At 58.9% G+C, this 22,695-nt stretch carries 25 protein-coding genes and 1 riboswitch; of the genes, 18 read left to right on the forward strand and 7 right to left on the reverse strand.

Features of this window, described 5'->3' with window-relative positions; translation table 11 throughout:
* Nucleotides 1–39: 39 nt before the first annotated feature.
* Genes ACMGG5_RS14015 through glmS form a run of 6 tightly spaced genes read right to left on the reverse strand, consistent with a single transcriptional unit; the run spans nucleotide 40 to nucleotide 6,270 of the window.
* On the reverse strand, nucleotides 40–357 hold the full coding sequence (locus tag ACMGG5_RS14015) for a DUF4387 domain-containing protein (RefSeq protein ID WP_024907737.1): 318 nt from the start codon (nucleotides 355–357) through the stop codon (nucleotides 40–42).
* Nucleotides 354–1,724, reverse strand: a complete 1,371-nt coding sequence (locus ACMGG5_RS14020) for an acyclic terpene utilization AtuA family protein (RefSeq protein ID WP_048989929.1) — start codon at nucleotides 1,722–1,724, stop codon at nucleotides 354–356. The genes ACMGG5_RS14015 and ACMGG5_RS14020 overlap by 4 nt, the downstream gene beginning before the upstream one ends.
* Before the next feature lie 3 nt (nucleotides 1,725–1,727).
* Complete coding sequence (locus tag ACMGG5_RS14025; RefSeq protein ID WP_024907735.1) at nucleotides 1,728–2,969, reverse strand: methylaspartate ammonia-lyase; 1,242 nt, start codon at nucleotides 2,967–2,969, stop codon at nucleotides 1,728–1,730.
* On the reverse strand, nucleotides 2,969–4,414 hold the full coding sequence (locus ACMGG5_RS14030) for a methylaspartate mutase subunit E (protein WP_024907734.1): 1,446 nt from the start codon (nucleotides 4,412–4,414) through the stop codon (nucleotides 2,969–2,971). Before ACMGG5_RS14030 ends, ACMGG5_RS14025 begins: the two co-directional genes overlap by 1 nt.
* 18 nt (nucleotides 4,415–4,432) lie before the next feature.
* Entirely contained in the window at nucleotides 4,433–5,821 is a 1,389-nt protein-coding gene (glmL, locus tag ACMGG5_RS14035; protein WP_420278014.1) for a methylaspartate mutase accessory protein GlmL, read from the reverse strand.
* Nucleotides 5,821–6,270, reverse strand: a complete 450-nt coding sequence (gene glmS / locus ACMGG5_RS14040; RefSeq protein WP_024907732.1) for a methylaspartate mutase subunit S — start codon at nucleotides 6,268–6,270, stop codon at nucleotides 5,821–5,823. Before glmS ends, glmL begins: the two co-directional genes overlap by 1 nt.
* Before the next feature lie 518 nt (nucleotides 6,271–6,788).
* Between glmS and cobA the strand changes: the two genes are divergently transcribed.
* From cobA to ACMGG5_RS14055, 3 genes are read left to right on the forward strand one after another with little or no spacing between them, the layout of a single operon-like run.
* Nucleotides 6,789–7,559, forward strand: a complete 771-nt coding sequence (gene cobA, locus ACMGG5_RS14045) for a uroporphyrinogen-III C-methyltransferase (RefSeq protein WP_420278015.1) — start codon at nucleotides 6,789–6,791, stop codon at nucleotides 7,557–7,559.
* Nucleotides 7,560–7,597: 38 nt separating this feature from the next.
* Nucleotides 7,598–8,668 carry a threonine-phosphate decarboxylase CobD gene (cobD, locus tag ACMGG5_RS14050; protein ID WP_420278016.1) on the forward strand — a complete coding sequence of 357 codons (1,071 nt, stop codon included), beginning with the start codon at nucleotides 7,598–7,600 and terminating at the stop codon, nucleotides 8,666–8,668.
* 4 nt (nucleotides 8,669–8,672) lie between these two features.
* Nucleotides 8,673–9,320: a precorrin-2 dehydrogenase/sirohydrochlorin ferrochelatase family protein gene (locus ACMGG5_RS14055; protein WP_420278017.1), complete on the forward strand. Its 648-nt coding sequence runs from the start codon at nucleotides 8,673–8,675 to the stop codon at nucleotides 9,318–9,320.
* On the opposite strand, the gene ACMGG5_RS14060 is transcribed toward ACMGG5_RS14055, so the two are convergent.
* On the reverse strand, nucleotides 9,312–10,178 hold the full coding sequence (locus ACMGG5_RS14060) for an L-threonine kinase (protein WP_267214592.1): 867 nt from the start codon (nucleotides 10,176–10,178) through the stop codon (nucleotides 9,312–9,314). The two genes, ACMGG5_RS14055 and ACMGG5_RS14060, sit on opposite strands and share 9 nt — an antisense overlap.
* A 453-nt stretch (nucleotides 10,179–10,631) precedes the next feature.
* A riboswitch (cobalamin riboswitch) is annotated at nucleotides 10,632–10,808 on the forward strand.
* A gap of 99 nt (nucleotides 10,809–10,907) precedes the next feature.
* Here ACMGG5_RS14060 and ACMGG5_RS14065 point away from each other — a divergent pair.
* The 15 genes from ACMGG5_RS14065 to ACMGG5_RS14135 are packed head-to-tail and all read left to right on the forward strand — an operon-like array spanning nucleotide 10,908 to nucleotide 22,687.
* Nucleotides 10,908–12,287: a cobyrinate a,c-diamide synthase gene (locus tag ACMGG5_RS14065; RefSeq protein WP_157188882.1), complete on the forward strand. Its 1,380-nt coding sequence runs from the start codon at nucleotides 10,908–10,910 to the stop codon at nucleotides 12,285–12,287.
* Nucleotides 12,284–13,243 carry an adenosylcobinamide-phosphate synthase CbiB gene (gene cbiB / locus ACMGG5_RS14070; RefSeq protein ID WP_420278018.1) on the forward strand — a complete coding sequence of 320 codons (960 nt, stop codon included), beginning with the start codon at nucleotides 12,284–12,286 and terminating at the stop codon, nucleotides 13,241–13,243. The genes ACMGG5_RS14065 and cbiB overlap by 4 nt, the downstream gene beginning before the upstream one ends.
* 12 nt (nucleotides 13,244–13,255) lie before the next feature.
* Complete coding sequence (locus tag ACMGG5_RS14075) at nucleotides 13,256–13,888, forward strand: cobalt-precorrin-8 methylmutase (protein WP_420278019.1); 633 nt, start codon at nucleotides 13,256–13,258, stop codon at nucleotides 13,886–13,888.
* A complete protein-coding gene (cbiD, locus tag ACMGG5_RS14080) occupies nucleotides 13,885–15,024 on the forward strand; it encodes a cobalt-precorrin-5B (C(1))-methyltransferase CbiD (RefSeq protein ID WP_420278020.1) in 1,140 nt (379 codons plus the stop codon). The genes ACMGG5_RS14075 and cbiD overlap by 4 nt, the downstream gene beginning before the upstream one ends.
* Nucleotides 15,018–15,623 carry a cobalt-precorrin-7 (C(5))-methyltransferase gene (locus tag ACMGG5_RS14085; RefSeq protein WP_090417456.1) on the forward strand — a complete coding sequence of 202 codons (606 nt, stop codon included), beginning with the start codon at nucleotides 15,018–15,020 and terminating at the stop codon, nucleotides 15,621–15,623. Before cbiD ends, ACMGG5_RS14085 begins: the two co-directional genes overlap by 7 nt.
* A complete protein-coding gene (locus ACMGG5_RS14090) occupies nucleotides 15,613–16,182 on the forward strand; it encodes a decarboxylating cobalt-precorrin-6B (C(15))-methyltransferase (protein WP_420278021.1) in 570 nt (189 codons plus the stop codon). The genes ACMGG5_RS14085 and ACMGG5_RS14090 overlap by 11 nt, the downstream gene beginning before the upstream one ends.
* Nucleotides 16,175–16,948 carry a cobalt-precorrin-4 methyltransferase gene (locus tag ACMGG5_RS14095; protein WP_208763720.1) on the forward strand — a complete coding sequence of 258 codons (774 nt, stop codon included), beginning with the start codon at nucleotides 16,175–16,177 and terminating at the stop codon, nucleotides 16,946–16,948. Before ACMGG5_RS14090 ends, ACMGG5_RS14095 begins: the two co-directional genes overlap by 8 nt.
* Complete coding sequence (gene cbiG / locus ACMGG5_RS14100; RefSeq protein WP_248273048.1) at nucleotides 16,929–17,984, forward strand: cobalt-precorrin 5A hydrolase; 1,056 nt, start codon at nucleotides 16,929–16,931, stop codon at nucleotides 17,982–17,984. The genes ACMGG5_RS14095 and cbiG overlap by 20 nt, the downstream gene beginning before the upstream one ends.
* Nucleotides 17,984–18,709, forward strand: a complete 726-nt coding sequence (locus ACMGG5_RS14105; protein WP_420278022.1) for a precorrin-3B C(17)-methyltransferase — start codon at nucleotides 17,984–17,986, stop codon at nucleotides 18,707–18,709. Before cbiG ends, ACMGG5_RS14105 begins: the two co-directional genes overlap by 1 nt.
* A complete protein-coding gene (locus ACMGG5_RS14110) occupies nucleotides 18,706–19,491 on the forward strand; it encodes a cobalt-precorrin-6A reductase (RefSeq protein WP_048989906.1) in 786 nt (261 codons plus the stop codon). Before ACMGG5_RS14105 ends, ACMGG5_RS14110 begins: the two co-directional genes overlap by 4 nt.
* A gap of 10 nt (nucleotides 19,492–19,501) precedes the next feature.
* Entirely contained in the window at nucleotides 19,502–20,296 is a 795-nt protein-coding gene (gene cbiK / locus ACMGG5_RS14115) for a sirohydrochlorin cobaltochelatase (protein ID WP_032649053.1), read from the forward strand.
* Entirely contained in the window at nucleotides 20,293–21,006 is a 714-nt protein-coding gene (locus ACMGG5_RS14120; protein WP_024908224.1) for a cobalt-factor II C(20)-methyltransferase, read from the forward strand. The genes cbiK and ACMGG5_RS14120 overlap by 4 nt, the downstream gene beginning before the upstream one ends.
* Nucleotides 21,003–21,740 (forward strand): cobalt ECF transporter S component CbiM, encoded by a 738-nt coding sequence (gene cbiM / locus ACMGG5_RS14125; RefSeq protein ID WP_048989904.1) that lies wholly within the window; start codon nucleotides 21,003–21,005, stop codon nucleotides 21,738–21,740. The genes ACMGG5_RS14120 and cbiM overlap by 4 nt, the downstream gene beginning before the upstream one ends.
* A 1-nt stretch (nucleotide 21,741) precedes the next feature.
* A complete protein-coding gene (locus ACMGG5_RS14130; RefSeq protein WP_047040056.1) occupies nucleotides 21,742–22,023 on the forward strand; it encodes an energy-coupling factor ABC transporter substrate-binding protein in 282 nt (93 codons plus the stop codon).
* Complete coding sequence (locus ACMGG5_RS14135; protein ID WP_024908227.1) at nucleotides 22,010–22,687, forward strand: energy-coupling factor ABC transporter transmembrane protein; 678 nt, start codon at nucleotides 22,010–22,012, stop codon at nucleotides 22,685–22,687. The genes ACMGG5_RS14130 and ACMGG5_RS14135 overlap by 14 nt, the downstream gene beginning before the upstream one ends.
* Nucleotides 22,688–22,695 lie beyond the last annotated feature (8 nt).

The following is a 22,695-nucleotide window of genomic DNA, read 5'->3' on the forward strand; positions in this document are numbered from 1 at the left end:
AATATCTATATCCCAATGGACGTTGTTGTATTTGTAGTGTTACAGATCAAACTCGATACTTAATAACGGTGCATGCTGCTGGGCACCATAGACATCATTGTCACCGACGTTGCCGGAGATAATATCGCGAGGCATGACGATTTTGACCGCATTGGCCGGATCGAACCAGATAATGCGATGAATAAAGTCAGGCTTAACGTTATATAAACGGGCAATAAGCTGCGGCGTTAATTGCTCTGAGGCTTTTACCCGCTGATAGTCTTCACGCGTTTTAAATAAAATATCCAGAACCAGCTCATACGGTCCGGCGTTTTTAGAACGAATGACCTGCGCCAGTGAGCAAATACCCTGTTTCATAACTGAACTCCTTCTGGCGTGACCTGCTCGAGGTGGAAATCAAAACGCAGCGCGTCGCTCGCTTCGATCAGGTGGTAGATTGAGAACTCATACACCGGGCCGCTCTGAATGTCGGAAGGGGAGAACGGGAACGCGAGGTTGCCCGCTGTTGCGATCCGGTTTTCATAGCCGTAGTGCAGCAGGGTAGAGCGCACCAGCGAACAGACGCTGTTGGCGATATCCTGGGTGGGGGCCACTACGTCCAGCAAAATACCCAGTTCGTGCCCGGCGGACTGCATCGGCTCATGGTTGCCCATCACGCCATTCTTTCCGTACAGGTGGAACGTCATGCGGATGCTGTCGTCATTCAGCGAGAGGTTGCGCTTCACGCTGACCTGCACTTCTTCGAGGATATTATCGATCCCGGCAATCATGATCGGATCGCGCGTACCGGCAATGGTCAGACAGCGGAAGCCGACCCGGCGGGCGCCTTCCAGCTTCAGCGCGTACGGCGTTTCTTCGTGGCGGGAACCGCTGACGTACACTTCGCCCTCGTTGACCGCTTTGAAGCTGCACCCTTTCAGGTTCAGAACGCCGCCCGGCCCCGGCAGGAAGTACGGGTCAGATTTCTCGTACAGGGTGTGCGCCGCCGCCGACGTTTCGGTGAATTTACGCTTCGGATTAAACGTTTTCAGCGTAAAGCCGTTATCGTCAATGATGCCCATCGCGCAGTCGGAGCCGGACCCCGGCGTAGCGGCAATCGCCGCGCACTCGAGGATCTTACCGCAGTGCAGCGCCAGACCTTCATCGAAGCCCTGCATGATGGGCAGCGCGGCAAAGCAGGCCGGATCGTACGCCCGTCCGCCAAGCACCACCTGCGCCCCGGCCGCCAGCGCCCGCTGGAAAGGCTCGATACCCATCTGCGCCACGATATAGGTGCTCTCTTCGATAGCCTCGTGGGTCAGTTCCGGGACGAAATCCAGGGCGGTGATTTTCCCGTCATCCAGCGCCTGATGCACGGTGGCTTTATCGACATCCGACGGGATCAGCGCCATGGAGAATGAGAGTTTCTCTTCCTGAGCAATCTCAAGGATTATCTGGCGGCACCACTCCAGATGAGGCGCGGCGCCGGACCCACCAGCGGTACCGATCACCACCGGAATGTTGTGCTTAACGCCAGCCACGATCATATAGCGTAGATCGCGTTTTACCCCCGCCCGGTCGGTGAAAGGCTTACCTGCCCCCAGGTAGTGGGGGCCAGGGTCGGAAGAGCCTGCGTCGACCGCAATAAGATCCGGCGACGCTTCCATGGCCTTCCGGAAGCTCTCTTCCGGGAAGCCATAGCCCAGGATAGCCGTTGGCGATAAGATCTTAAATGTACGTGCCATCTTTTAATCCTTAGTCTGCAACAGTGCGATGGTGCGGTTCATTTCGTTAAACACGATGTTAAGACCTTCATCGAAGCCCATGCCCGGTTTGATCAGCATGCGCATCGGGCGAGCGGCGAGGGCCACGTGCACGCAGGTGCGGGCGCTGATTTCCGTTTCGTTACAGGTACCGCCCTGATAGGCTTCCATGCCGTGCTTGTTGCAATACAGCACCGCATCAACGATGTTGTGAATACCGCCCAGGTCCGGGGTTTTAATCTGCACCATGTGGCAGCTGCCCGCATCGGTGAAGTCCACAATGTCCTGATAGGTGTTACACCACTCATCGGCAACGATTTTCACGCCGGAACCCAGACGCATCAGCTCGTGGGTGATGGCGGTCAGCAGGCGGATCTGATCCGGCTTGTTACCCGCATCCACCGGCCCTTCAATGTACAGCGGCAGGCCCTGAGCCTCTTTTTCGAGGCTGGCGATATAGGCGGCGCAACGTACCGGATCCATATCGAAAATCAGACCGATGGTGCCGTACACGTCAATGTGCAGCGTCGGGCGATAGCGCGGGCTGGTGCGCAGGCTCAGGATGCGGTCGGATAACCAGCGCACATACTCCCGCAGTTTTTCCCCTTTCAGGCCCAGCTTCTCTTCCACGTTGTTGATAAGCGCATGTGGCAGTACGTCAACGCCTTTGAGGATCATCTTGTCGACGGCGATATAGCGGTCGTCGCCGCTCTGACCAAATAACGGAATGGCCTCCGGAACGCACGGCAGCTGCCATTCATCACACACGACTTCCGTTTTCAGGCGGCCGGTCGCCAGTGCCGCCGCGTCGAGCAGCGCCTGCGACAGACCATAGCGTACGGCGGTATGCAGCAGATGGCCGTCTATACGCAGTTCGTCAAAGAAACGGGCATTCGTCAGGAACCGGTCAACGTCACGGCCTTCCAGCAGCGGCTTGATGTGATCGTTGAGGAACGGAATGAAGTGTTCAGCCAGGAACAGCGGATCACGACCGCCTGCCCCTGAATATTGCACCGCTGCACAATCGCCCACCGCCACCGCGCCGTTTTCCAGAATCAGCTGTACGGATACGCATTCACCCGCCTGACGAACGGACGTAAATCCAGGCGTTACCGGATTGCCGGTATAGATAAACCCGTCATGACCGGCGCCGTTTTTGATGGCCTGCTGATCGTCGAAATAGAACGAGGAGTAGCCTGCGGTGAAAAGGGCCTGCTTAATTTTCATTATGGTCTTCCTATTAATTTACTGTGGGATACCGCGTTGATGTCATCAACAACCATCTGGAATGAGGGCTTACGGCCTTCAAAACGCGCGCGCTCGGCGACGTAATCGTGATGCAGGGCGAGGATATCTTTCGGCAGCGGAACCGCACCGGCTTCCAGCACGCGAATGGCACCGGCGTTATCACGCACCGGCAGAATTTTGCCTGCGTTGCAGGAGGCAGGGGCGAACGGTACGTCCAGCACGCCCGCTTCAAACGCCAGCACCGTCCCGCGTGCGACATCGCCGTTGCCCAGTTCGAAGACTTTCTTCAGCACGGCGCGGACTTCGCTCTTAATGAGCTCGACTTCCTGCTCGACGGCGGCGCACGGCGGGAATTTCTGATCGCTGACCATGTTGAGCATCTGACGCGAGGCTTTCAGCCCCTGGGCGTTTGCGGCAGCGGTCGGAATACCGAACGCCTCGTGCGGGCTCTTGGTGATCACTTTGGTCGCCCCGGACATACCGGCAACCGCTGCGCCCCAGGAGATAATGGCAAACGCTTTCGACTCATCTTCCGGGAAGCCGCCCATCCACTGGTGGAAGACGGTACTCAGCTCGTAATCGTCAAAGCCGTGGTTATGGAAATATTCGTGGGACAGCTCGCGCAGAGCCTGAATCGCGGCGATATCCTGCGTCAGGCTACCAACCTGGCCGTAGCCGACGGTAATTGACTTCACGCCCTGTTCCAGCGCCAGCAGACCTTCGATAATCGCCACCGAGTGGGATACAAACGGCGGGATCAGGGTGCCGGTCAGCGGGCCAAACGGTTCACGGTTAATGCGAATGCCGTTCTCCTCGTACAGGCCCATCAGGCGGTCGCAGTACTGCCAGTCGCGGATAGATTTTTCCAGAGTGACGCGCTTGGCGTACGGAATGTTGTAGGAGATACCGCCGCCTTCATAGCTGGTAAAGCCGCTGGCCATCGCGATCTCCGCCAGCAGGCGCGCATCCGGCGTGCCGTGACGTACCTGAATCGGTTTCTCCAGCGCTTCAGTCATGCGGCGGCAGGCGGCGACGCCGTGGTTGACGACCGGTAAGCCGTTAAGTTTGGAGGTGCCCGCTTCGATGGATTTTTGGATCCCTACCGCCGCCTCTTCATAGCGATTCAGACGGGTGTAGGCATCGATGGTGCTGGGCAGCAAATCGCAATCTTCCTGCAGCGTTTTGAGCAGGGCGATATGTTCATCCATCAGCGCTACGCCTGCGCGCGGCTGGCTCAGGGTTTTACCTTCCTGGTCCGCCTTCAGTAGGGCGTGAGAAAAGCGTTTTTGCTCAGGAATGGTTTGCTGGTACTTCACGCCATCTTCGAAGTTCTCAACGTCCTTGCCGGTTTGCCAGGTCTGCAAGACCTGTTGCCGCTCAGTCATGAATTCGTCATGGGTTAGCTTTTTATTTCGAAGTTCCATTCGTTGCTGCCTTAGGTTTTATAGGGTTAAACATTGAATACTGGTGCGAGCCGCCGCCTGCGGGTCCAGCCTGGCGACGTTCGCCAGCAGAGGAAGCAGCCCTTTTGCATCGCGGTAATAGTCAAACTGCCCGGGTAAAAGAACGCGTCTGCTGCTGTCGTCCAGCTCGCGGTACTTCAGCCAGCGGTGAATATCGAACTGGCTGGCGCGGGAGAGCCATCCCCCGGAACCCACCACTTTGCGCACGGTGGTCAGATCGCGCCCCATCTGCAAATCGACGTTGCCTACGCAGGTACAGACCTGTTTTTTGGTGCCGGCATGGCGCTCGCTGGCGTACCCCACGCACAGCCCGGCCAGCAGCGTGTCGAAATGCTTTTCTTCTTCGGTAGCAGGGAGGTAGTCCGGATGCGCGACCAGATGGCGCAGATAGCCATAGAACGCTTCCTTGCGCTGAGGCTGGTGGGCGAACACCGCGTTCACCAGTTCCTGCGTACTTTCGCCAACCACCACCGCCGAGACGCGCATGCCGAGGTCGCCCTCTACGGTGCGTTTAACAAACGGCTCAGGCACGCCGTGCAGGACGGTATCCGGGGAGAGCATGTTAGCGCTGGCGGAATAGACGTCGGTGGTGGCTCCGCCCATGTCGATCAGCATGAATTCTTTCCACGCGCTGTCGATGTCGCTTATCGCTTTCACCAGCTCGTAGACGGTCCACGGCGTAGGCATCGGCTCTTCGCCGGTTTCCCCGACGATAACGTCCAGCCCTTTCCCCTTCACGATGCGGGAGAGAAAGACATCGCAGATAGCCTTGCGGGCGGCATACGGATTCGGGTGATCGAGGTCAGGCAAAACGTTGTCGACCACGATCAGATCTTTGTGGCCAAGAATGGCCTGCACGTCGTCCTGAATATCGCGATTTCCGGCGTAAATAATGGCGCAGTCCAGCGTTGACGCTGCCAGCGCGCGGGCATTGGCCAGTCCGTAGCTCTCTTCGCCGCCGTCCGTACCGCCCGTGAACAGCAGAATGTCCGGCGGGGAGTCCTCCAGCGCCTGGATATCGTGACGGTTCAGTTTGTACGAGTAGTACTGGGCGATTTTGGCACCCGCTGAATGGGCGGTGACTTTGGCTGATTCCAGGGTTATTGACGGCACCAGACCCATTGCGGCAATGGCGAGCCCGCCTTTTGCCGACGACGAGTATTTCAGCGTAACGTCCCCGCTGTTCAGCAACGGTCGCGCATCGGCAACGTTTAGCACCTGGTTCAGGCTGGTAAAGAAACCCTCCGCCAGATGGTGGGTCGTCGTCGGGGTCAGAACGTGGTTGACCAACGTTAGCGCATCACCCTCCGGCGTGAAGAGTGCGGCTTTGGTCCACGTCGAGCCAATGTCGACTGAGACGATTTGCATCAGAAGCCCTCTTCAAGACAGAGCTCTTCAACGCGCTGACGCTGTTGTATATCGTTCGCCATCAGCTGACAGACGTCCTCCAGGTCGTGGCTCGGAGCGAACACGCGGTTGAAACCCATCTCTTTGAATTTGGCTTCGACATCGGCGAAATCGTGCTTACCCACGACCAGGTTACCGCCAACAAAAAGCAGAATGTCGCCGATACCGCGTTCGATGCAGCGCTCGCGCAGCCCCAGGCAGTCGATGTCGCCATGGCCGTAGATGGATGAAACGACAATAGCATCAGCACCCGTTTCGATGGCCGCATCAATATATTCATCCTGGCTCACCATCACACCAAGATTGATGACGTGAAAATCATGGGAAGTAAAAACACGATCCAGAACTTTATTGCCTACCGCATGGCAGTCAGCACCAATGACGCCAATAACAAGTGTTGATTTCTTCATGGGTAATCCTCTGTAGGGCTGATAGTGAAAATAAAATGGGTATTAAAAACGATTAATGTACATTGGGTCTGTTGATGGTGTTGGAGTGTGTTTTGAAGACGAAAGGGATGCAATTGATCTATTTTCAAAAAATCCTTCCAAAAATGATGATGGTAATGATGTTGCATTGAAAAATGATTTATATCAGTTACTTGTGTGCGCTTTATTTTAGGGTTGATATTTATCTGTAAACGTCGCTGACAAAACCATTTTAATATTTGTGATCGCGCGCCTGTTTTATTGCTGAAGGCGATTTATATGTTTTTTTAAGCATGATGACCAAAGCAATAATGTCGTAATGGCAGAGGGAAGGCGGTATTCACTGTTTTATTGATATTGGTCATAAACGCCATTCGTAAAATTAAGAAAGAGTGATAAATACATCAAATTTTTGACGTGTGGAGGGGATGTATAATTCAGCACTAATTTTAATTACCCGCTTTCTTGCGTCTTTAAATATTTAATCTGAGGATATAACGATGAGTAAAGGGAAGGTTTGGCTTGTAGGGGCAGGGCCTGGCGATGCGTCTTTGATTACGGTAAAAGGTTTGCACTGTATCCGCCATGCGGAGGTGATTGTTCACGATCGCCTGGTAAACCCTGCACTTCTGGCTCAGGCTCCGGCAGGCTGTCTGATTATTGATGTCGGTAAAACCCCAAGCCATCATCCGGTGCCTCAGGAACAAATCAATGCCCTGCTGGTCAAGCATGCCGGGGAAGGGCGCCAGGTGGTGCGCCTGAAAGGCGGGGACCCCTACGTTTTTGGCCGCGGGGGCGAAGAGGCCGAGCAGCTGGCGAAAGCCGGCCTGACGTTCGAAATTGTGCCGGGGATCAGTTCCGCAATTGGCGGACTGGCCTATGCCGGGATCCCGGTCACGCACCGTCATTACGCCTCCAGCTTTCATATTGTGACCGGTCATATGTGCCAGGGGAACGACCCGCAAAACTGGCATGCCCTGGCGCAAATCAACGGAACGCTGATCGTTCTGATGGGAATGACGCGGCTGACGGAAATCTGCCAGCAGCTCATCGAGGGAGGCATGTCCGCTGAAACGCCGGTGGCGGTGGTGATGTATGCCAGCCAGTCTCTTCAGCAGATCGCCAAAGGTACGCTGACCGATATCCACCTCGAGGTTGAACGTCAAAAACTGCATGCTCCGGCGCTTATCGTCATCGGTGAGGTGGTCAGCCTGCAGGAGATACTGGCGTTTACCGCATCACATATCGCGCTGAATCAGGTTGTGGTCTGATGTTATCCTGACATTTTCGAAATGGACGAGTGAAACGAATGAGTGAGCATGGTGGTAACGTTCTGGAAACGGGGCTGCAGTTGGGGATCGATCCCGAGCTGCTGGTGGACTTTAGCGCGAACATCAATCCGTTAGGGCTGCCCGATCGCGTCAGGTCGCTCATTGTGTCCCATCTGGATATCATCATGCAGTACCCGGACGTTGAATACCGCCATCTTCATCAGGCGCTGGCCACCGCCAGCCGGTGTGACTATGACCAGACGATTGCCGGGAATGGCGAAACGGAGCTGATCTATGGCCTGGTGCGAACGCTTGCCCCTCGCCGGGCGATGCTGCTGGTACCGGGCTTTGCCGAATATCGCCGGGCATTACAGCAGCAGGGTTGCGAGATAATTGACTATGCGCTGAGTGAGCAGAACGGGTTCCAGGTGGATGTTTCCATACTGGACGCCGTTCGCGCGCACAGGCCCGATTGCCTGTTTATCGCGACGCCAAACAACCCTACCGGACTCATGCCTGATGCCGGTCTTCTCGACCGGCTGGCCTCGCTGTGCGAATCGCTGCAGATTGCGCTGATTGTGGATGAGGCGTTCATCGATTTTCTGCCGCAGGGCTCCACGCTGGCGCCGCGGCTGGCGGAGTCACGCTATCTTTACCTGCTGCGATCCCTGACCAAGTTTTTTGCTATTCCCGGGCTGCGCCTTGGGTATCTGCTGAGCGGCAATACGCAAACCATTCACCAGCTGAAACGCACCCGTGAGCCCTGGTCCGTGAATGCCTTCTCGGCGCTTGTGGGGCAACATTTGCTGTCGGATGAGGACTATATTGCTCGCAGCCACGCCTTTATCGCCCGGGAGCGGGATTTCCTGTGGCAGGCGATGGCGCGCTTTTCATCGCTGGCGGTCTGGGAGTCGCAGGCCAACTTTATTTTCTTCCGCTGTCTGCGTCCGGGTTTCGACCTGAAGGCGGCGCTGCTCGGCCATCACATCCTTATCCGCCACTGCGAAAACTATCCAGGGCTCGATCGCGACTACTACCGGATTGCCATCCGTACCGAGGCGGAGAACCGCCGGTTTATTGCCGCGCTGACTCACGTTTTACAAGGCTAAGGCGATGGACTATTTCCCGATTTTTTGCAACCTGAAGGGGAAACGTTGCCTGATCGTCGGTGGCGGGCAGGTGGCGACGCATAAGGCGAAGGGGCTGCTGGCCGCCGGGGCGATGCTGCATCTGGTTGCGCCCACCCTGACGCCGGAACTCGCCAGCCTGCACGCGAGCGGTGACATCGAGTGGTTTCCGGTGATGTTTTCGCCGCAGTATCTGCAATCGTGCTGGCTGGTCATTGCCGCGACCAGCGATCCGCAGGTGAACCGTCAGGTCGCCGCGGCCGCCAGCGCGGAGCGTATCTTTTGCAATGTCACGGACGACCCTTCTGCTGCCACCTTTATCTCACCGGCCATAATCGACCATTCGCCGGTCATTATTGCGCTGAGCTGCGGGGGCAACGCGCCGGTGTACAGCAAGATCCTCAAAGCGCATGTCGCCGCCCACCTTCCTCCGGGCATGCGGGAAAGCGTGCGGCTGGCGGGGACGCTGCGTGAACGGATTAATCGCGCATGCGGTGACCGGGAGCGCAAGCGTGCATTTTGGGCCGCGTTCTTCCGGCATGCTCCGCTGCAGCAGGCTTTAGCGCAGGAGCACGAGCAAGAGGTCAGGCAGCAGGTCGAGTGGCTCATTCAGTACAGGCTGCTGTCAGAGTAGCGTCACGCCGCCTTTTACCATCCGCAGCAGGTGTTGTTCAGGCCAGTGGCGGGTGAGCTGTTTTTTTACCAGCAGCCATTTCACATAATCGACATCGTCTTTATTTCTGTCCAGCATCAGACCCACGACGCTACCGCTGTGCGCCACGTTCACCCCGTAAATACCGCACTCCTCCACCAGTGAGAGCAGTGCGTCAAAATCCGGTTTAGGCAACAGCGTCTGGCTGGCGATGGCGCTGAGGGTGGCCGCTTCGCCCATCCGATAAGGGTTTTGCGTTATGCAGGACTCCTGGACTTTTCCCCACGCGCGTTCCAGCGCTGGCGCACCGGCCAGTAGCCCCGCCTGACGCGGGATGCGGTGGTAATCTGCCGTACGCAGCGTTTGCGGACTTTCCAGAACGAGCAGGTCGAGAGCGGGCTGGGCGTGGCAGGCGATCTGCGTGGAAGCGTCGTTATGGTCGAAAAGGGTCAACTGGCGAAACACGGTGCTGTCGGTGGGTTCGAGCGAAACGCAAAGCGTTGCCAGCGTGCTTTCGTCGAGCTGACGCCCCAGATGGTGGGCGGTGGCGACGGCGGTGGCGGCGATATCCGCGGTGCTGCTGGCCATCCCTTTGGCAACCGGGATGGTCGAGTGCACGTCAATGCGGATATCCTGGCTTAGCTGCGCCGGATAATGCCAGTGCTGCAACAATCGCTCGACCATCGCGCGCGAAAGCGGGCGTTCATCCGCCACGGGTGAGCCGTGGCTCACCTCAACGGTGCTGTACCATTCGACAGGGCAGGAGACCAGCTTCTCACTGCCCAAAATCCAGCCCTGGATAAGCTCACCGCACGACGCGGGGCATTGCGCAACAGCCACGTTTCCACCTTACTGGTCAGAAATTTCTGGAGCATAGTGTCATGAGGATATTCCTCTTACCTTGATATACCGCAAATTCCGACCTGGATAGTCTCCATATTATTTTGCGATCCTGCTGAACGCGTAATGCATCAATGAAATCACACTGACTTACGTTGAACAGCAATATTATGTTTTTACCGGGCTTTAATATCCTGATGAATTTTGATCACAATAAAATGAAAAAATATCAAGTAGTGCAATAACTTGTCATAGAACAATAAATATTGAGATTTTAAGCGTGATTATCTTTGCTTTTTATTTTTTGTGATAAAACGTTGAGTTATTGAGAAAGGTGTCAATTATTCTGGCGCCACGTTTTACTCAGCATGGTTTTCATTTGTGGTTAAGTATTTGCCTAAGGTGAATTGAAGCGCCGCAAATAGCATTGCTGTTTTGAGAACGAACTCTTTCTCATAATGTAAGCCGACAGGTTTTGCCACATTTGTGGCAGGGAAGGGGGTGACAATCCCCCGCAGCCCCCGCTGCTGTGATGCTGACGACCCCGTAATGACCACTGATCGCGAGATTGGGAAGGACGGGCGAGGAGGACGCTAAGCCAGAAGACCTGCCTGTCGGGAACGTTCAACAACTTCGGTGGGAAGTGGGTTGTACTGATGCATCATACAGTCGAAAGACTGGGACGACGTGTATCTATACCTCCCAACCACCCTGGACAGGATCGGGGTCATGGCGGCAAAGCAGTACGCGTTTGTTCTGGCAGGTACCGGAAGCGGTTGTGGTAAAACCACGGTGACGCTTGGCCTGTTGAGTCTGTTAAAACAGCGTGGATTACGCGTCCAGCCGTATAAAGTGGGCCCTGACTATCTTGATACCGGCTGGCATACCAAAGTCAGCGGCACCTCCTCCCGCAACCTCGACAGCTTCATGCTTCCTGAGCCAATACTCAATGCGCTGTTTTGCGAGCATATGCAGCAGGCGGATATCGCGGTCATTGAAGGCGTGATGGGGCTGTATGACGGCTACGGCACCGATCCGAACTATTGCAGCACCGCCGCGATGGCAAAACAGCTGGGCTGTCCGGTGGTTCTGCTGGTGGACGGCAAGGCGGTATCTACGTCGATTGCCGCGACCGTAATGGGCTTTCAGCGGTTCGATCCTACCCTCAATATTGCCGGGGTGATTGTCAATCGCGTCAACAGCGAATCACATTATCAGCTGCTCAAAACGGCCATTGAGCACTACTGCACGCTACCCGTCCTGGGCTATGTGCCGCACGTTGAGGGCGTCGGTTTGCCCGAGCGCCATCTTGGGTTGGTCACCGCCCGGGAGTCGGCCGCGGACCCGCAGACCTGGCAAAATTTTGCCGCCATTCTCGAACGTACGCTGGATATTGAACAACTTCTCGCGCTCAGCCAGATGGCGTCGCTGCCGCAGGGCGCCTGGCCCGCGCGCCCTGACGGGGACGCCGGGCGCGGGTTAACGCTCGCGATGGCCGATGACGAGGCCTTCAACTTCTATTACCCGGATAACATCACGCTGCTTGAACGTTCCGGGGTCGACATTATCCGCTTTAGCCCGCTGCGCGATAGCCGCTTACCTGACTGCCAGATGGTCTGGCTCGGGGGCGGTTACCCGGAGCTGCATGCGGCACGGCTTGCGGAAAACACCGCGATGCTCGCCAGCCTGCGGGAGGCGCATCGGCGCGGGGTGGCGATCTACGCCGAGTGCGGTGGGCTGATGTACCTCGGCAGCACGCTGGAAGATAGCGAGGGGGTCACCCACCGGATGGCCAATATTATCCCCGGCCACAGCAGGATGGGTAAACGGCTGACCCGTTTTGGCTATTGTGAGGCGCAGGCGCGCCAGCCCACGCTGCTGGCCGATAGCGGGGAGGTGCTGCGTGGGCATGAGTTTCACTATTCCGACTTCTCCCCCCAAACCCCTGCGGTACTGGCGTGCCGCAAAGTGCGTGATGGCGTGACGATGCAGGAATGGGCGGGGGGCTGGCAGGTTGGCAACACGTTCGCAAGCTACCTGCACCTCCACTTTGCCCAACGCCCCACGATGCTCAGCCGCTGGCTGACGGCGGCGAGGGGGGCGCTATGACCCTGATGGCATGGTGCGTCGCGTGGCTGCTCGATGTCATCATCGGCGACCCGCAACGCTGGCCGCATCCGGTGCGCTGGATAGGCAACCTGATTAATGCGGTGCAGCGGGGTGTTCGCCGCTGCTGCCATAGCGACGCGGCGTTACGCATTGGCGGCGGCGTCATGTGGCTGGCCGTCGTGGGGCTGACCTGGGGCATAGCCTGGGGCGTGCTGGCGCTCGGACGATGGGTGCATCCCTGGCTGGGCTGGGCGATTGAGGTGTGGATGATATTTACCGTGCTGGCCGGGCGCAGTCTGGCAAACGCCGCGCTGGACGTTGAACGCCCGCTGCGGGCAGGCGACCTTGATGAAAGCCGCGAAAAGCTCTCCTGGATAGTGGGGCGCGATACCTCTCAGCTTCAGCCGGAACAGATCAACCGGGCGGTGGTGGAGACCGTCGCGGAGAACACGGTTGACGGCGTTATCGCCCCGCTGTTCTTCCTCCTGCTGGGCGGTGCGCCGCTGGCGATGGCCTATAAGGCGGTGAATACCCTCGATTCAATGGTGGGCTACAAGCATGAAAAATACCGCGCGATCGGCATGGTCAGCGCCCGTATGGATGACGCGGCGAACGCTATCCCCGCGCGCCTGAGCTGGCTCTTGCTGAGCGTTGCGGCGTGGCTATGCCGCGAGGATCCCTCCCGCGCGCTGCGCGTCGGCTGGCGCGACCGCTATAACCACAGCAGCCCCAACTGCGCGTGGGCTGAAGCGACGGTTGCCGGTGCGCTGGGCATCCGGCTTGGCGGACCCAACACCTATTTTGGCCAGCGCGTGGAAAAGCCGTGGATCGGCGACGCGCTGCGCCCGATTGCGGTAGACGACATTTCCCGAACGATTCGACTGATGTGGGTTTCCTCCACCCTGGCGCTGGCGCTGTTTATCGCAGCACGCTGGCTGATGGCTGGCGCGGCCTGAGGACAAAAGACAATGCAATACATCCAGCAACCCCAGGCGATTGAAGCCAAAAGTTTCGACATCATTGGCGAAATCATTCGCGAAACGCGGCCGGAGTACCGGTTCGTCAGCCCGCTGCATGAGGCGATCGTCAAGCGGGTGATCCATACCACCGCAGATTTCGACTGGCTGGATATTCTCTGGTTTTCAGATGACGCGCTGGAGCAGCTTTGCGCGGCGCTCCGTCGCCCGTCCGTTATCTATACCGATACCACGATGGCGCTCTCCGGGATCAACAAAACGCTGCTGGCCACGTTCGGGGGCGAATGCCGCTGCTATATCAGCGACCCGCGGGTGGTGGCACAGGCAAAGGCCCAGGGAATCACCCGCTCGATGGCGGCCGTGGATATCGCCGTGACGGAAGAGAGCGAGAAGATCTTTGTCTTTGGCAATGCGCCCACGGCGCTGTTTCGCCTGCTTGAGCATGATGTTGCCGTCAGCGGCGTGGTGGGCGTCCCGGTGGGGTTTGTGGGGGCGGCGGAATCGAAAGAGGCGCTGACGCACAGCCATTTGCCCGCGATTGCGGCACTCGGGCGCAAAGGCGGCAGCAATGTGGCGGCGGCGATTGTAAACGCCATGCTCTATTACCTGCAGGGGGCGCGATGAGCGATTCCACCTTCGATGCCCCGGTATGGCATAACGGGAAGGCATTACGTAAAGGCTACACCACCGGCTCCTGCGCGACCGCGGCAGCGAAAGTCGCCGCACTGATGGTGCTGCGCCAGCACCTGATTCATCAGGTCTCCATTGTGACACCCTCCGGCGTCACGCTGTGTCTGAACGTGGAATCGCCGCACATTGAAGGGCAGCAGGCGATTGCGGCCATCCGCAAAGACGGCGGTGATGACGTCGACGCCACCCACGGCATGCTGATTTTCGCCCGCGTGACGCTCAACGACAGCGGCGAGATTACGCTGGCGGGCGGCGAGGGCGTGGGGACCGTGACGCGCAAAGGCATCGGCCTGCCCATCGGCAGCGCGGCGATCAACCGCACGCCGCGTCACACCATTGAGTCCGCCGTGCGCGAGGCGATTGGCCCGACGCGCGGGGCCAACGTGGAAATCTTCGCCCCTGAAGGCGAAGAGCGGGCGCAGAAAACCTACAACTCACGCCTCGGGATCCTGGGCGGTATTTCGATCATCGGCACCACCGGCATTGTCACGCCGATGTCAGAGGAGAGCTGGAAACGCTCGCTTTCTCTGGAGCTGGAGATTAAACGCGCGGCCGGGCTGGAGCGGGTCGTGCTGGTGCCGGGCAATCATGGCGAGCGCTTTGTGCGCGAGCAGATGGGTATCGATAAAGATGTCGTGGTCACCATGAGCAACTTTGTCGGCTACATGATCGAAGAGGCGGTGCGGCTGGGGTTTCGCCAGATAGTGCTGGTCGGCCATCCCGGCAAGCTCATCAAAATTGCCGCCGGGATATTCCACACCCACAGCCATATCGCCGATGCGCGTATGGAAACGCTGGTGGCGCATCTGGCGCTGCTCGGTGCGCCGCTGGAATTACTCACCGTCGTCAGCGAGTGCGATACCACCGAAGCGGCGATGGAACACATCGAAACCTGGGGTTTTCAGGCGCTTTACAGCCATCTCGCCGAACGGATCTGCCTGCGCGTAATGCAGATGCTGCGCTTTACCAAAAATCCGCCGACCTGTGACGCCATTCTGTTTTCCTTTGATAACCAGGTGCTGGGCAGCAACCGCCCGGTCGAGGCGATTGCCCGGGCGCTGCAATGTTAACGGTCGTGGGAATGGGGCCTGCGGGATTGCGCCTGATGACGCCCGCCGCGCGTGAAGCTATCGATCGCGCCGATGCGCTGGTCGGCGGAAAACGCCATCTGCTGCAGTTCCCGGCGTTTTGCGGCGAGACGTTTGTCCTGGGGGCCAACATTCCGGCGCTGCTGGCCTGGGTTGAGGCGCGTCAGGAGAAAAAGGTGGTGATTGTGGCCTCCGGCGATCCGCTCTTTTACGGCATCGGATCGCGGATGGTGGCGCATTTCGGTATGGCGCGCGTGCGCATTATTCCCGGCATCAGCGCGGTGCAGTACCTGTGCGCGCAGGCGGGCATTGATATGAATGAGATGTGGCTCACCAGCAGCCATGGCCGCAGCGTAAATGTTGACGAGCTGGCACGGCATCGCAAAGTGGCGATGGTCACCGATAGCCAGTGCGGGCCGAAAGAGATTGCCGCGCAGCTGGTGGCGCGCGGGAAGGGCCATCGCTGGATGGTGATTGGTGAAAACCTGGCGATGGAAAATGAACGGATCCACTGGCTGCCCGTCAGTGAGGTCAGTGCCGACTATGAGATGAATGCGGTGGTGATCCTCGATGAAAGATGAACTGTTTCTGCGCGGCGAAACGGTGCCGATGACCAAAGAGGCGGTACGCGCGCTGGCCCTCACGAAGCTCGAGCTGCATCGCGCCAACCACCTGATTGACGTCGGTGCGGGAACCGGGAGCGTGTCGATAGAGGCGGCGCTGCTGTTTCCCTCGCTGCACGTGACGGCCATAGAGCGTAACCCTGCGGCTCTGCAGCTGCTTGCGGAAAATCGCCAGCATTTTGCCTGTCGCAATATCGCGATTTTGCCGGGCGTTGCGCCGTTACCGGTGGCGGATAAGGCCGATGCGGTCTTTATGGGCGGCAGCGGTGGCCATCTGACCTCGCTTATCGACTGGTCCCTGTGCCAGCTACATCCCGGCGGACGTCTGGTGATGACGTTTATCCTGCAGGAAAACCTCACTACTGCGCTGGCCCATCTGCAGCAGATCGGCGTCCAGAACATTGATTGCCAGCAAATGCAGGTCTCCGCTCTGACCCCGCTCGGCAGCGGTCACTTTTTCAAACCGAATAATCCCGTTTTTGTTATCGCCTGTCAGAAGGAAGAACACCATGTCTGAGACGTTTGATTCCCGTTGCGTGTGGTTTGTCGGTGCCGGTCCTGGTGACCGTGAGCTCATCACGCTCAAGGGCTACCGGCTGCTGCAGCAGGCGCAGGTGGTTATCTATGCCGGTTCGCTGATCAATACCGAGCTGCTGGCGTATTGCCCGCAGGGCGCCGAATGCCACGACAGCGCGGAACTCCATTTAGAACAGATAATCGACCTGATGGCGGCGGGCGTGAAGGCCGGAAAAACGGTGGTACGTTTACAGACCGGCGATGTCTCGCTCTACGGCTCCGTTCGTGAGCAGGGCGAAGAGCTGACCAAACGCGGCATTGCCTGGCAGGTGGTGCCCGGCGTCAGCGCTTTCCTCGGCGCCGCGGCGGAGCTTGGGGTGGAATACACCGTCCCTGAAGTCTCGCAGAGCCTGATTATTACCCGCCTCGAAGGGCGTACACCGGTGCCGGCGCGTGAACAGCTGGAGTCATTTGCCAGCCATCAGACCTCCATGGCGATTTATCTTTCGGTCCAGCGTATTCACCGGGTGGCGGAACGCCTGATTGAAGGCGGTTATCCGGCCACCACGCCCGTTGCCGTCATTTATAAAGCGACCTGGCCGGAAAGCCACACCGTCCGCGGCACGCTGGCGGATATCGCCGACAAAGTACGCGAGGCGGGGATCCGCAAAACGGCGCTCATTCTGGTCGGGAAGTTCCTGGGCGAGGAGTATCACTACTCAAAACTCTATGCCGCGGATTTTAGCCATGAATACCGTAAAGCCTGAGCCCATCGCGCTGTTTTGCCTGACGCCGGGCGGCGTGCGGCTGGCGAAGCGTCTGGCGGCAATGCTGCCGGTCACCTGCTTTACCAGCGAGGGCCTGCGGGAAGAGGGCTTTATCTCCTTCGATGGCGGCTTTGCCCCGGCGGTGCGCGAGGCGTTCACGCGCTATCCGGCGCTGATTTTTATCGGCGCCACCGGCATTGCGGTGCGCGTTTTGGCACCCCTCATCCACGACAAGCTGAGCGACCCGGCGGTGGTGGTGATCGACGAGCGTGGGCAGCACGTGATTAGCCTGCTTTCCGGCCATGCTGGCGGGGCGAATGCGCTGACCCGCTATCTGGCGGAAATGCTGGGGGCGGACCCGGTGATTACCACCGCCACGGACGTCAACGAGATGGCCGCGCTGGATACCCTTGCCTTCCAGCTGAATGCCCGAATGCGCGATTTCCGAACGACGGTGAAAATCGTCAACCAGATGCTGGTGAGCCATCAGCGGGTAGGGCTGTGGTGGGATGCGGAACTCGACGACGACGTCAGTCAGTGCGATCGGCGCGGGTTTATCACCGTGAGCGACCTGCAGCACCTCCCGGAAATGGATGCGCTGGTGTGTATTACGCTGCGCAACACGCTGCCGGAACTGCCGTTACCGCACTGGACGCTGGTTCCCCAGCGGGTCGTGGCGGGCATCGGCTGTCGACGCGACACGCCGTATCCGCTGCTGGCGACCCTATTGATGCGCCAGCTTGCAGCGCAGCAGTTCGACCCGCTGGCGCTGAAAGCGATTGGCAGCGTCTCCCTTAAAAAAGACGAAGCGGGCCTGCTTCAGCTTGCCGCCTGCTGGGGTGTGCCGTTTGAAACCTTTACCGCTGACGCGCTGCGTGAGCACGAACACCGCTTTCCGGCTTCACCGTTTGTACGCCAGACGGTTGGGGTGGGGAGCGTCTCGGGACCGGCAGCGTGGCTGCTGAGCCATGGGCAACTACGAGGAGAAACCCTGCGCGAACAGGGCGTCACTATTACTTTGGGAGTTTCACACTGATGTTAACCGTAATTGGAATCGGCCCGGGCTCGCAGGCCATGATGACCATGGAAGCCGTAGACGCGCTGCAGGCGGCAGAAATCATCGTTGGCTACAAAACCTATACCCATCTGGTGAAGGCCTTCACCGGCGACAAACAGGTGATCAAAACCGGGATGTGCAAAGAGATTGAACGCTGTCAGGCGGCGATCGAGCTGGCGCAGGCCGGGCATAACGTCGCGCTTATCAGCAGCGGCGACGCCGGTATTTATGGCATGGCGGGGCTGGTGCTGGAACTGGTCAGCAAACAGAAGCTGGACGTTGAGGTTCGCCTGATCCCCGGGATGACGGCCAGTATCGCCGCCGCGTCTCTGCTTGGCGCGCCGCTGATGCACGATTTTTGCCACATCAGCTTAAGCGATCTGCTGACGCCGTGGCCGGTCATTGAAAAACGCATTGTTGCTGCGGGAGAAGCGGACTTCGTCATCTGCTTCTATAACCCGCGCAGCCGGGGTCGCGAGGGCCATCTGGCACGGGCGTTTGAGCTGCTGTCCACCAGCAAAAGCCCACAAACGCCGGTAGGGGTAGTGAAGTCTGCCGGGCGCAAAAAGCAGGAGAAGTGGCTGACCACGCTGGGCGACATGGACTTTGAGCCGGTCGATATGACAAGCCTGGTGATCGTCGGAAATAAGGCCACTTACGTTCAGGAGGGGCTGATGATCACACCCCGGGGCTATGTGCTGTGAACTATGGCGACGTGCTGGTCATGGGCGGCACCAGCGATGCCCGCGCGATCTGCCAGCAGCTGGATGCGGCCGGCGTGGCCTACACCCTGTCGGTGGCGACGGCCACCGGGCAGCGGCTGGCGGGCGACATTAACGGCCGGGTGCGCTGTGGCCGCCTGGAGCCGCAGCAGATGGTTGACTGGCTTGCGCAAAACAGGACCCGCTGGGTGATTGACGCTTCGCATCCCTACGCTGAGGTGGTCAGCCGCAACATCCTGGCGGCCTGTGAAACGGTGGGCGTGTTGCTTAGCCGCTATCAGCGCCCCGAACAGCTCAGCGAGCTGACGCATCCGCTGCTCTACAGCGTGCCGGGCATAGAAGAGGCCTGCGACATCGCGCGGCGGCTGGGCGAACGCGTGCTGTTGACCACCGGCAGTAAAGATCTGGCGCGCTGGCGCGCCGGGCTGCCGGAGAAAACGCTGCTGGCCCGGGTGCTGCCGGTGCCCGAGGTCCTTGAGCAATGCGCCGGGCTTGGCTTTGGCGTTACCGAGATCTTCGCGATGTGCGGGCCATTCAGCGCTGAGTTTAACGCGGCGTTTTATCGCCAGTGCCGGGCTGACGTGATGATCACCAAAGCGTCCGGTGCGGAAGGCGGCTATCGGGAAAAGGTTCAACCCTGTCTGGATGCGGGCATCCCCTGCATCGTGATTACACGCCCGGCGCCGCTGGTGACGGGAGACGAGTTACTGGAAAGTCAGGCCGCATTCGCCGGGCGCTTAGCCCGCTGGCTGGCCGCTGCTTAAGGAGTTAGAGATGAAAAAGGCGCTTCTGGTGGTCAGCTTTGGTACCAGCTACCACGATACCTGCGAGAAAAACATTGTGGCCTGCGAGCGTGCGCTGGCGGAAAGCTGCCCTGACCGCGAGCTGTTTCGGGCATTCACCTCCGGGATGATCATTCGCAAGCTCAAACAGCGTGACGGCATTGAGATCGATACGCCGCTGCAGGCGCTGAAAAAGCTTGCGGCTCAGGGATATCAGGACGTGGCGATCCAGTCCCTGCACATCATCAACGGCGATGAGTACGAGAAAATCGTCCGTGAAGTGCAGAGCCTGCGCCCGCTCTTTACCCGCCTGACGCTGGGGGTACCGCTGTTGAGCAGCCACGACGATTACGCGCAGCTAATGTGCGCCTTACAACAGCAGATGCCGACGCTTGGGGCCACGGAAAAAGTGGTATTTATGGGCCACGGCGCCAGCCATCACGCCTTTGCGGCCTATGCCTGTCTCGACCACATGATGATGGCCCAGGGCTTCCCGGCCCGCGTCGGCGCGGTGGAGAGCTATCCGGAAGTCGACATCCTGATTGAGAGCCTCTGTAAACAAGGCGTCACCGCCGTGCATCTGATGCCGCTGATGCTGGTGGCGGGCGATCACGCCATTAACGATATGGCCTCTGATGACGAGGACTCCTGGAAGACGCTGTTTAACGCTGCCGGGATCCCGGCAACGCCGTGGCTGAGCGGGCTGGGCGAAAACCCGGCGGTGCGCGCGATGTTCGTCGCCCATTTACAGCAGGCGCTGAGCGTGGCGATGGAGGAGGCAGCATGAGCGGCAAACTGTACGCCCTCAGTACCGGGCCGGGCGCGTCGGACCTTATCACCGTGCGCGCCTCACGGATCCTCGGTTCGCTGGATATTCTCTACGCCCCGGCGGGACGAAAAGGGGGCGACAGTCTGGCGCTTTCTATCGTTCGTGAATATGTCGGTGAGCAGACTGAAATCCGCTGCTGCCACTTTCCCATGAGCGCCGACAGCGCTGAAAAGGAGGCGGTGTGGGATGCGGTGGCCGACGCGTTAGTGACGGAGGTGAACGATGGAAAACAGGTTGGCTTTATCACCCTGGGCGACGCGATGCTGTTCAGTACCTGGGTGTTCTTACTTCAGCGCATCGGCAGCCCGGACTGGCTGGAGATTGTGCCCGGCGTGACGTCGTTTGCCGCGATTGCCGCGCGGTCCAAAACGCCGCTGGCGATGGAACAGCAGTCGCTGGCGGTGATCGCATGCACCGCGCCGGAAGCGGAGATTGCGCAGGCGCTGCAGCAGCACGACAGCCTGGTGCTGATGAAGGTCTATGGCCGGTTTGCGCGCATCAAAGCGCTGCTGACGCAGGCCGGGCTGCTGAACTGCGCGCTGATGATGTCAGAGGCCACGCTCCCCGGCGAGCAGTGCTGGCGGCATCTGGATGAGGTTGCTGACGACCAGCCGTTACCCTATTTCTCGACCATTCTGGTCAACAAACAGTGGGAGTATGCGCAATGAAACTCGAACAACAGCTTAAACAGCTGTCATTAAGTGGCCTGGCGGCGGCGCTATTGCTGATGGTGGTGCCGGAGCAGGCGTTCGCGATGCACATCATGGAAGGCTTTTTACCACCCATGTGGGCGCTGGCGTGGTGGCTGATCTTCTTGCCGTGTCTGTGGTATGGACTGGTGCGCCTGCGCCGTATCGTGCAGGAGGATAGTCACCAGAAAGTCCTGCTGGCGCTGTGCGGGGCGTTTATTTTCGTGCTGTCGGCGCTGAAGATCCCCTCGGTGACCGGCAGTTGCTCGCATCCGACCGGCGTGGGGCTCGCCGTGATTCTGTTCGGGCCGGGCGTCGTCGCCATTCTCGGCGCCATCGTGCTGCTGTTTCAGGCGCTGCTGCTGGCGCACGGCGGGTTAACCACGCTTGGCGCGAACGGCATGTCGATGGCGGTGATTGGGCCGGTTGTCGGGTACATGGTGTGGAAAATGGCCTGCCGTGCCGGGCTCCGTCGTGACGTTGGGGTATTTTTGTGCGCGATGCTGGCGGATCTGGTGACCTATTTTGTCACCTCAGTCCAGCTTGGCGCGGCGTTCCCGGACCCGGCGACAGGTGCCGCGGGGTCGATTGTGAAATTCATGGGCATTTTCTGCCTGACGCAGATCCCCATCGCCATCGCGGAGGGACTGTTAACCGTCATGATTTATGACCAGTTGACCAAACGTCAGCTGATTACCGCACAAGGACACTGAGATGAAAAAGACGCTGATGCTGTTGGCGATGGTGGTTGCTCTGATCGTACTACCATTTTTTATCGATCACGGGGGGGAGTTTGGCGGCTCGGATGGTGAAGCCGAAAATCAAATTCAGGTTGTGGCGCCGCATTACACGCCGTGGTTCACGCCGCTCTATGAACCCGCCAGCGGCGAAATTGAAAGCCTGCTGTTTACGCTCCAGGGCTCCATTGGCGCAGCGGTGATTTTCTATATTTTGGGCTACACCAAAGGCAGACAGCGCCGTGATGACCGGGCTTGACAGGCTAAGCTATCAGAGCCGCTGGGCTCACGTTGCGCCGGAACGCAAGTTTCTGCTCTGGCTGGCGCTGATGACGCTGGCGTTTGCGCTGCCGCCGCTGGGGCAGGGGATCGTCCTGGCGTTGACGGCGGGACTGACCTGCTGGCTGCTGCGGATGACCTTCTGGCGCTGGTGCCGCTGGATGGCGCTGCCGTTTGGCTTTCTGCTGGTCGGCGTGCTGACGATCCTCTTTAGCGTCACCCGTGACCCGAACACGCTGGCGGCAGGCGTCCCGGTGGGGCACTACTGGCTGGGGATAACCGCGTCCGGGCTGACTGCCGCCAATGAAACCTTCTGGCGCAGCCTTGCCGCGCTGGCGGCGACCTTCTGGCTGGTGCTGAACCTGCCGTTTCCGCAGCTGATTGTGCTGCTTAAGCGGGCGCGCGTGCCGCGCCTGCTTACCGAGCAGATCCTGCTGACCTGGCGCTTTATTTTTATTCTGTTAGACGAAGCGCTGGCAATTCACCGCGCGCAGACGCTGCGTTTTGGCTATCGTAGCCTGCCGAAGGGCTATCGCTCGCTGGCGATGCTGGTTGGTTTGCTGTTTACCCGGGTGCTGATTCGCTATCAGCAGATGGCGACCACGCTGGATATTAAACTCTATCAGGGTGATTTTCCCCTGTAAGGAATCGC

Source organism: Enterobacter sp. BNK-34 (assembly GCF_048684445.1).
Classification (GTDB): domain Bacteria; phylum Pseudomonadota; class Gammaproteobacteria; order Enterobacterales; family Enterobacteriaceae; genus Enterobacter; species Enterobacter pseudoroggenkampii.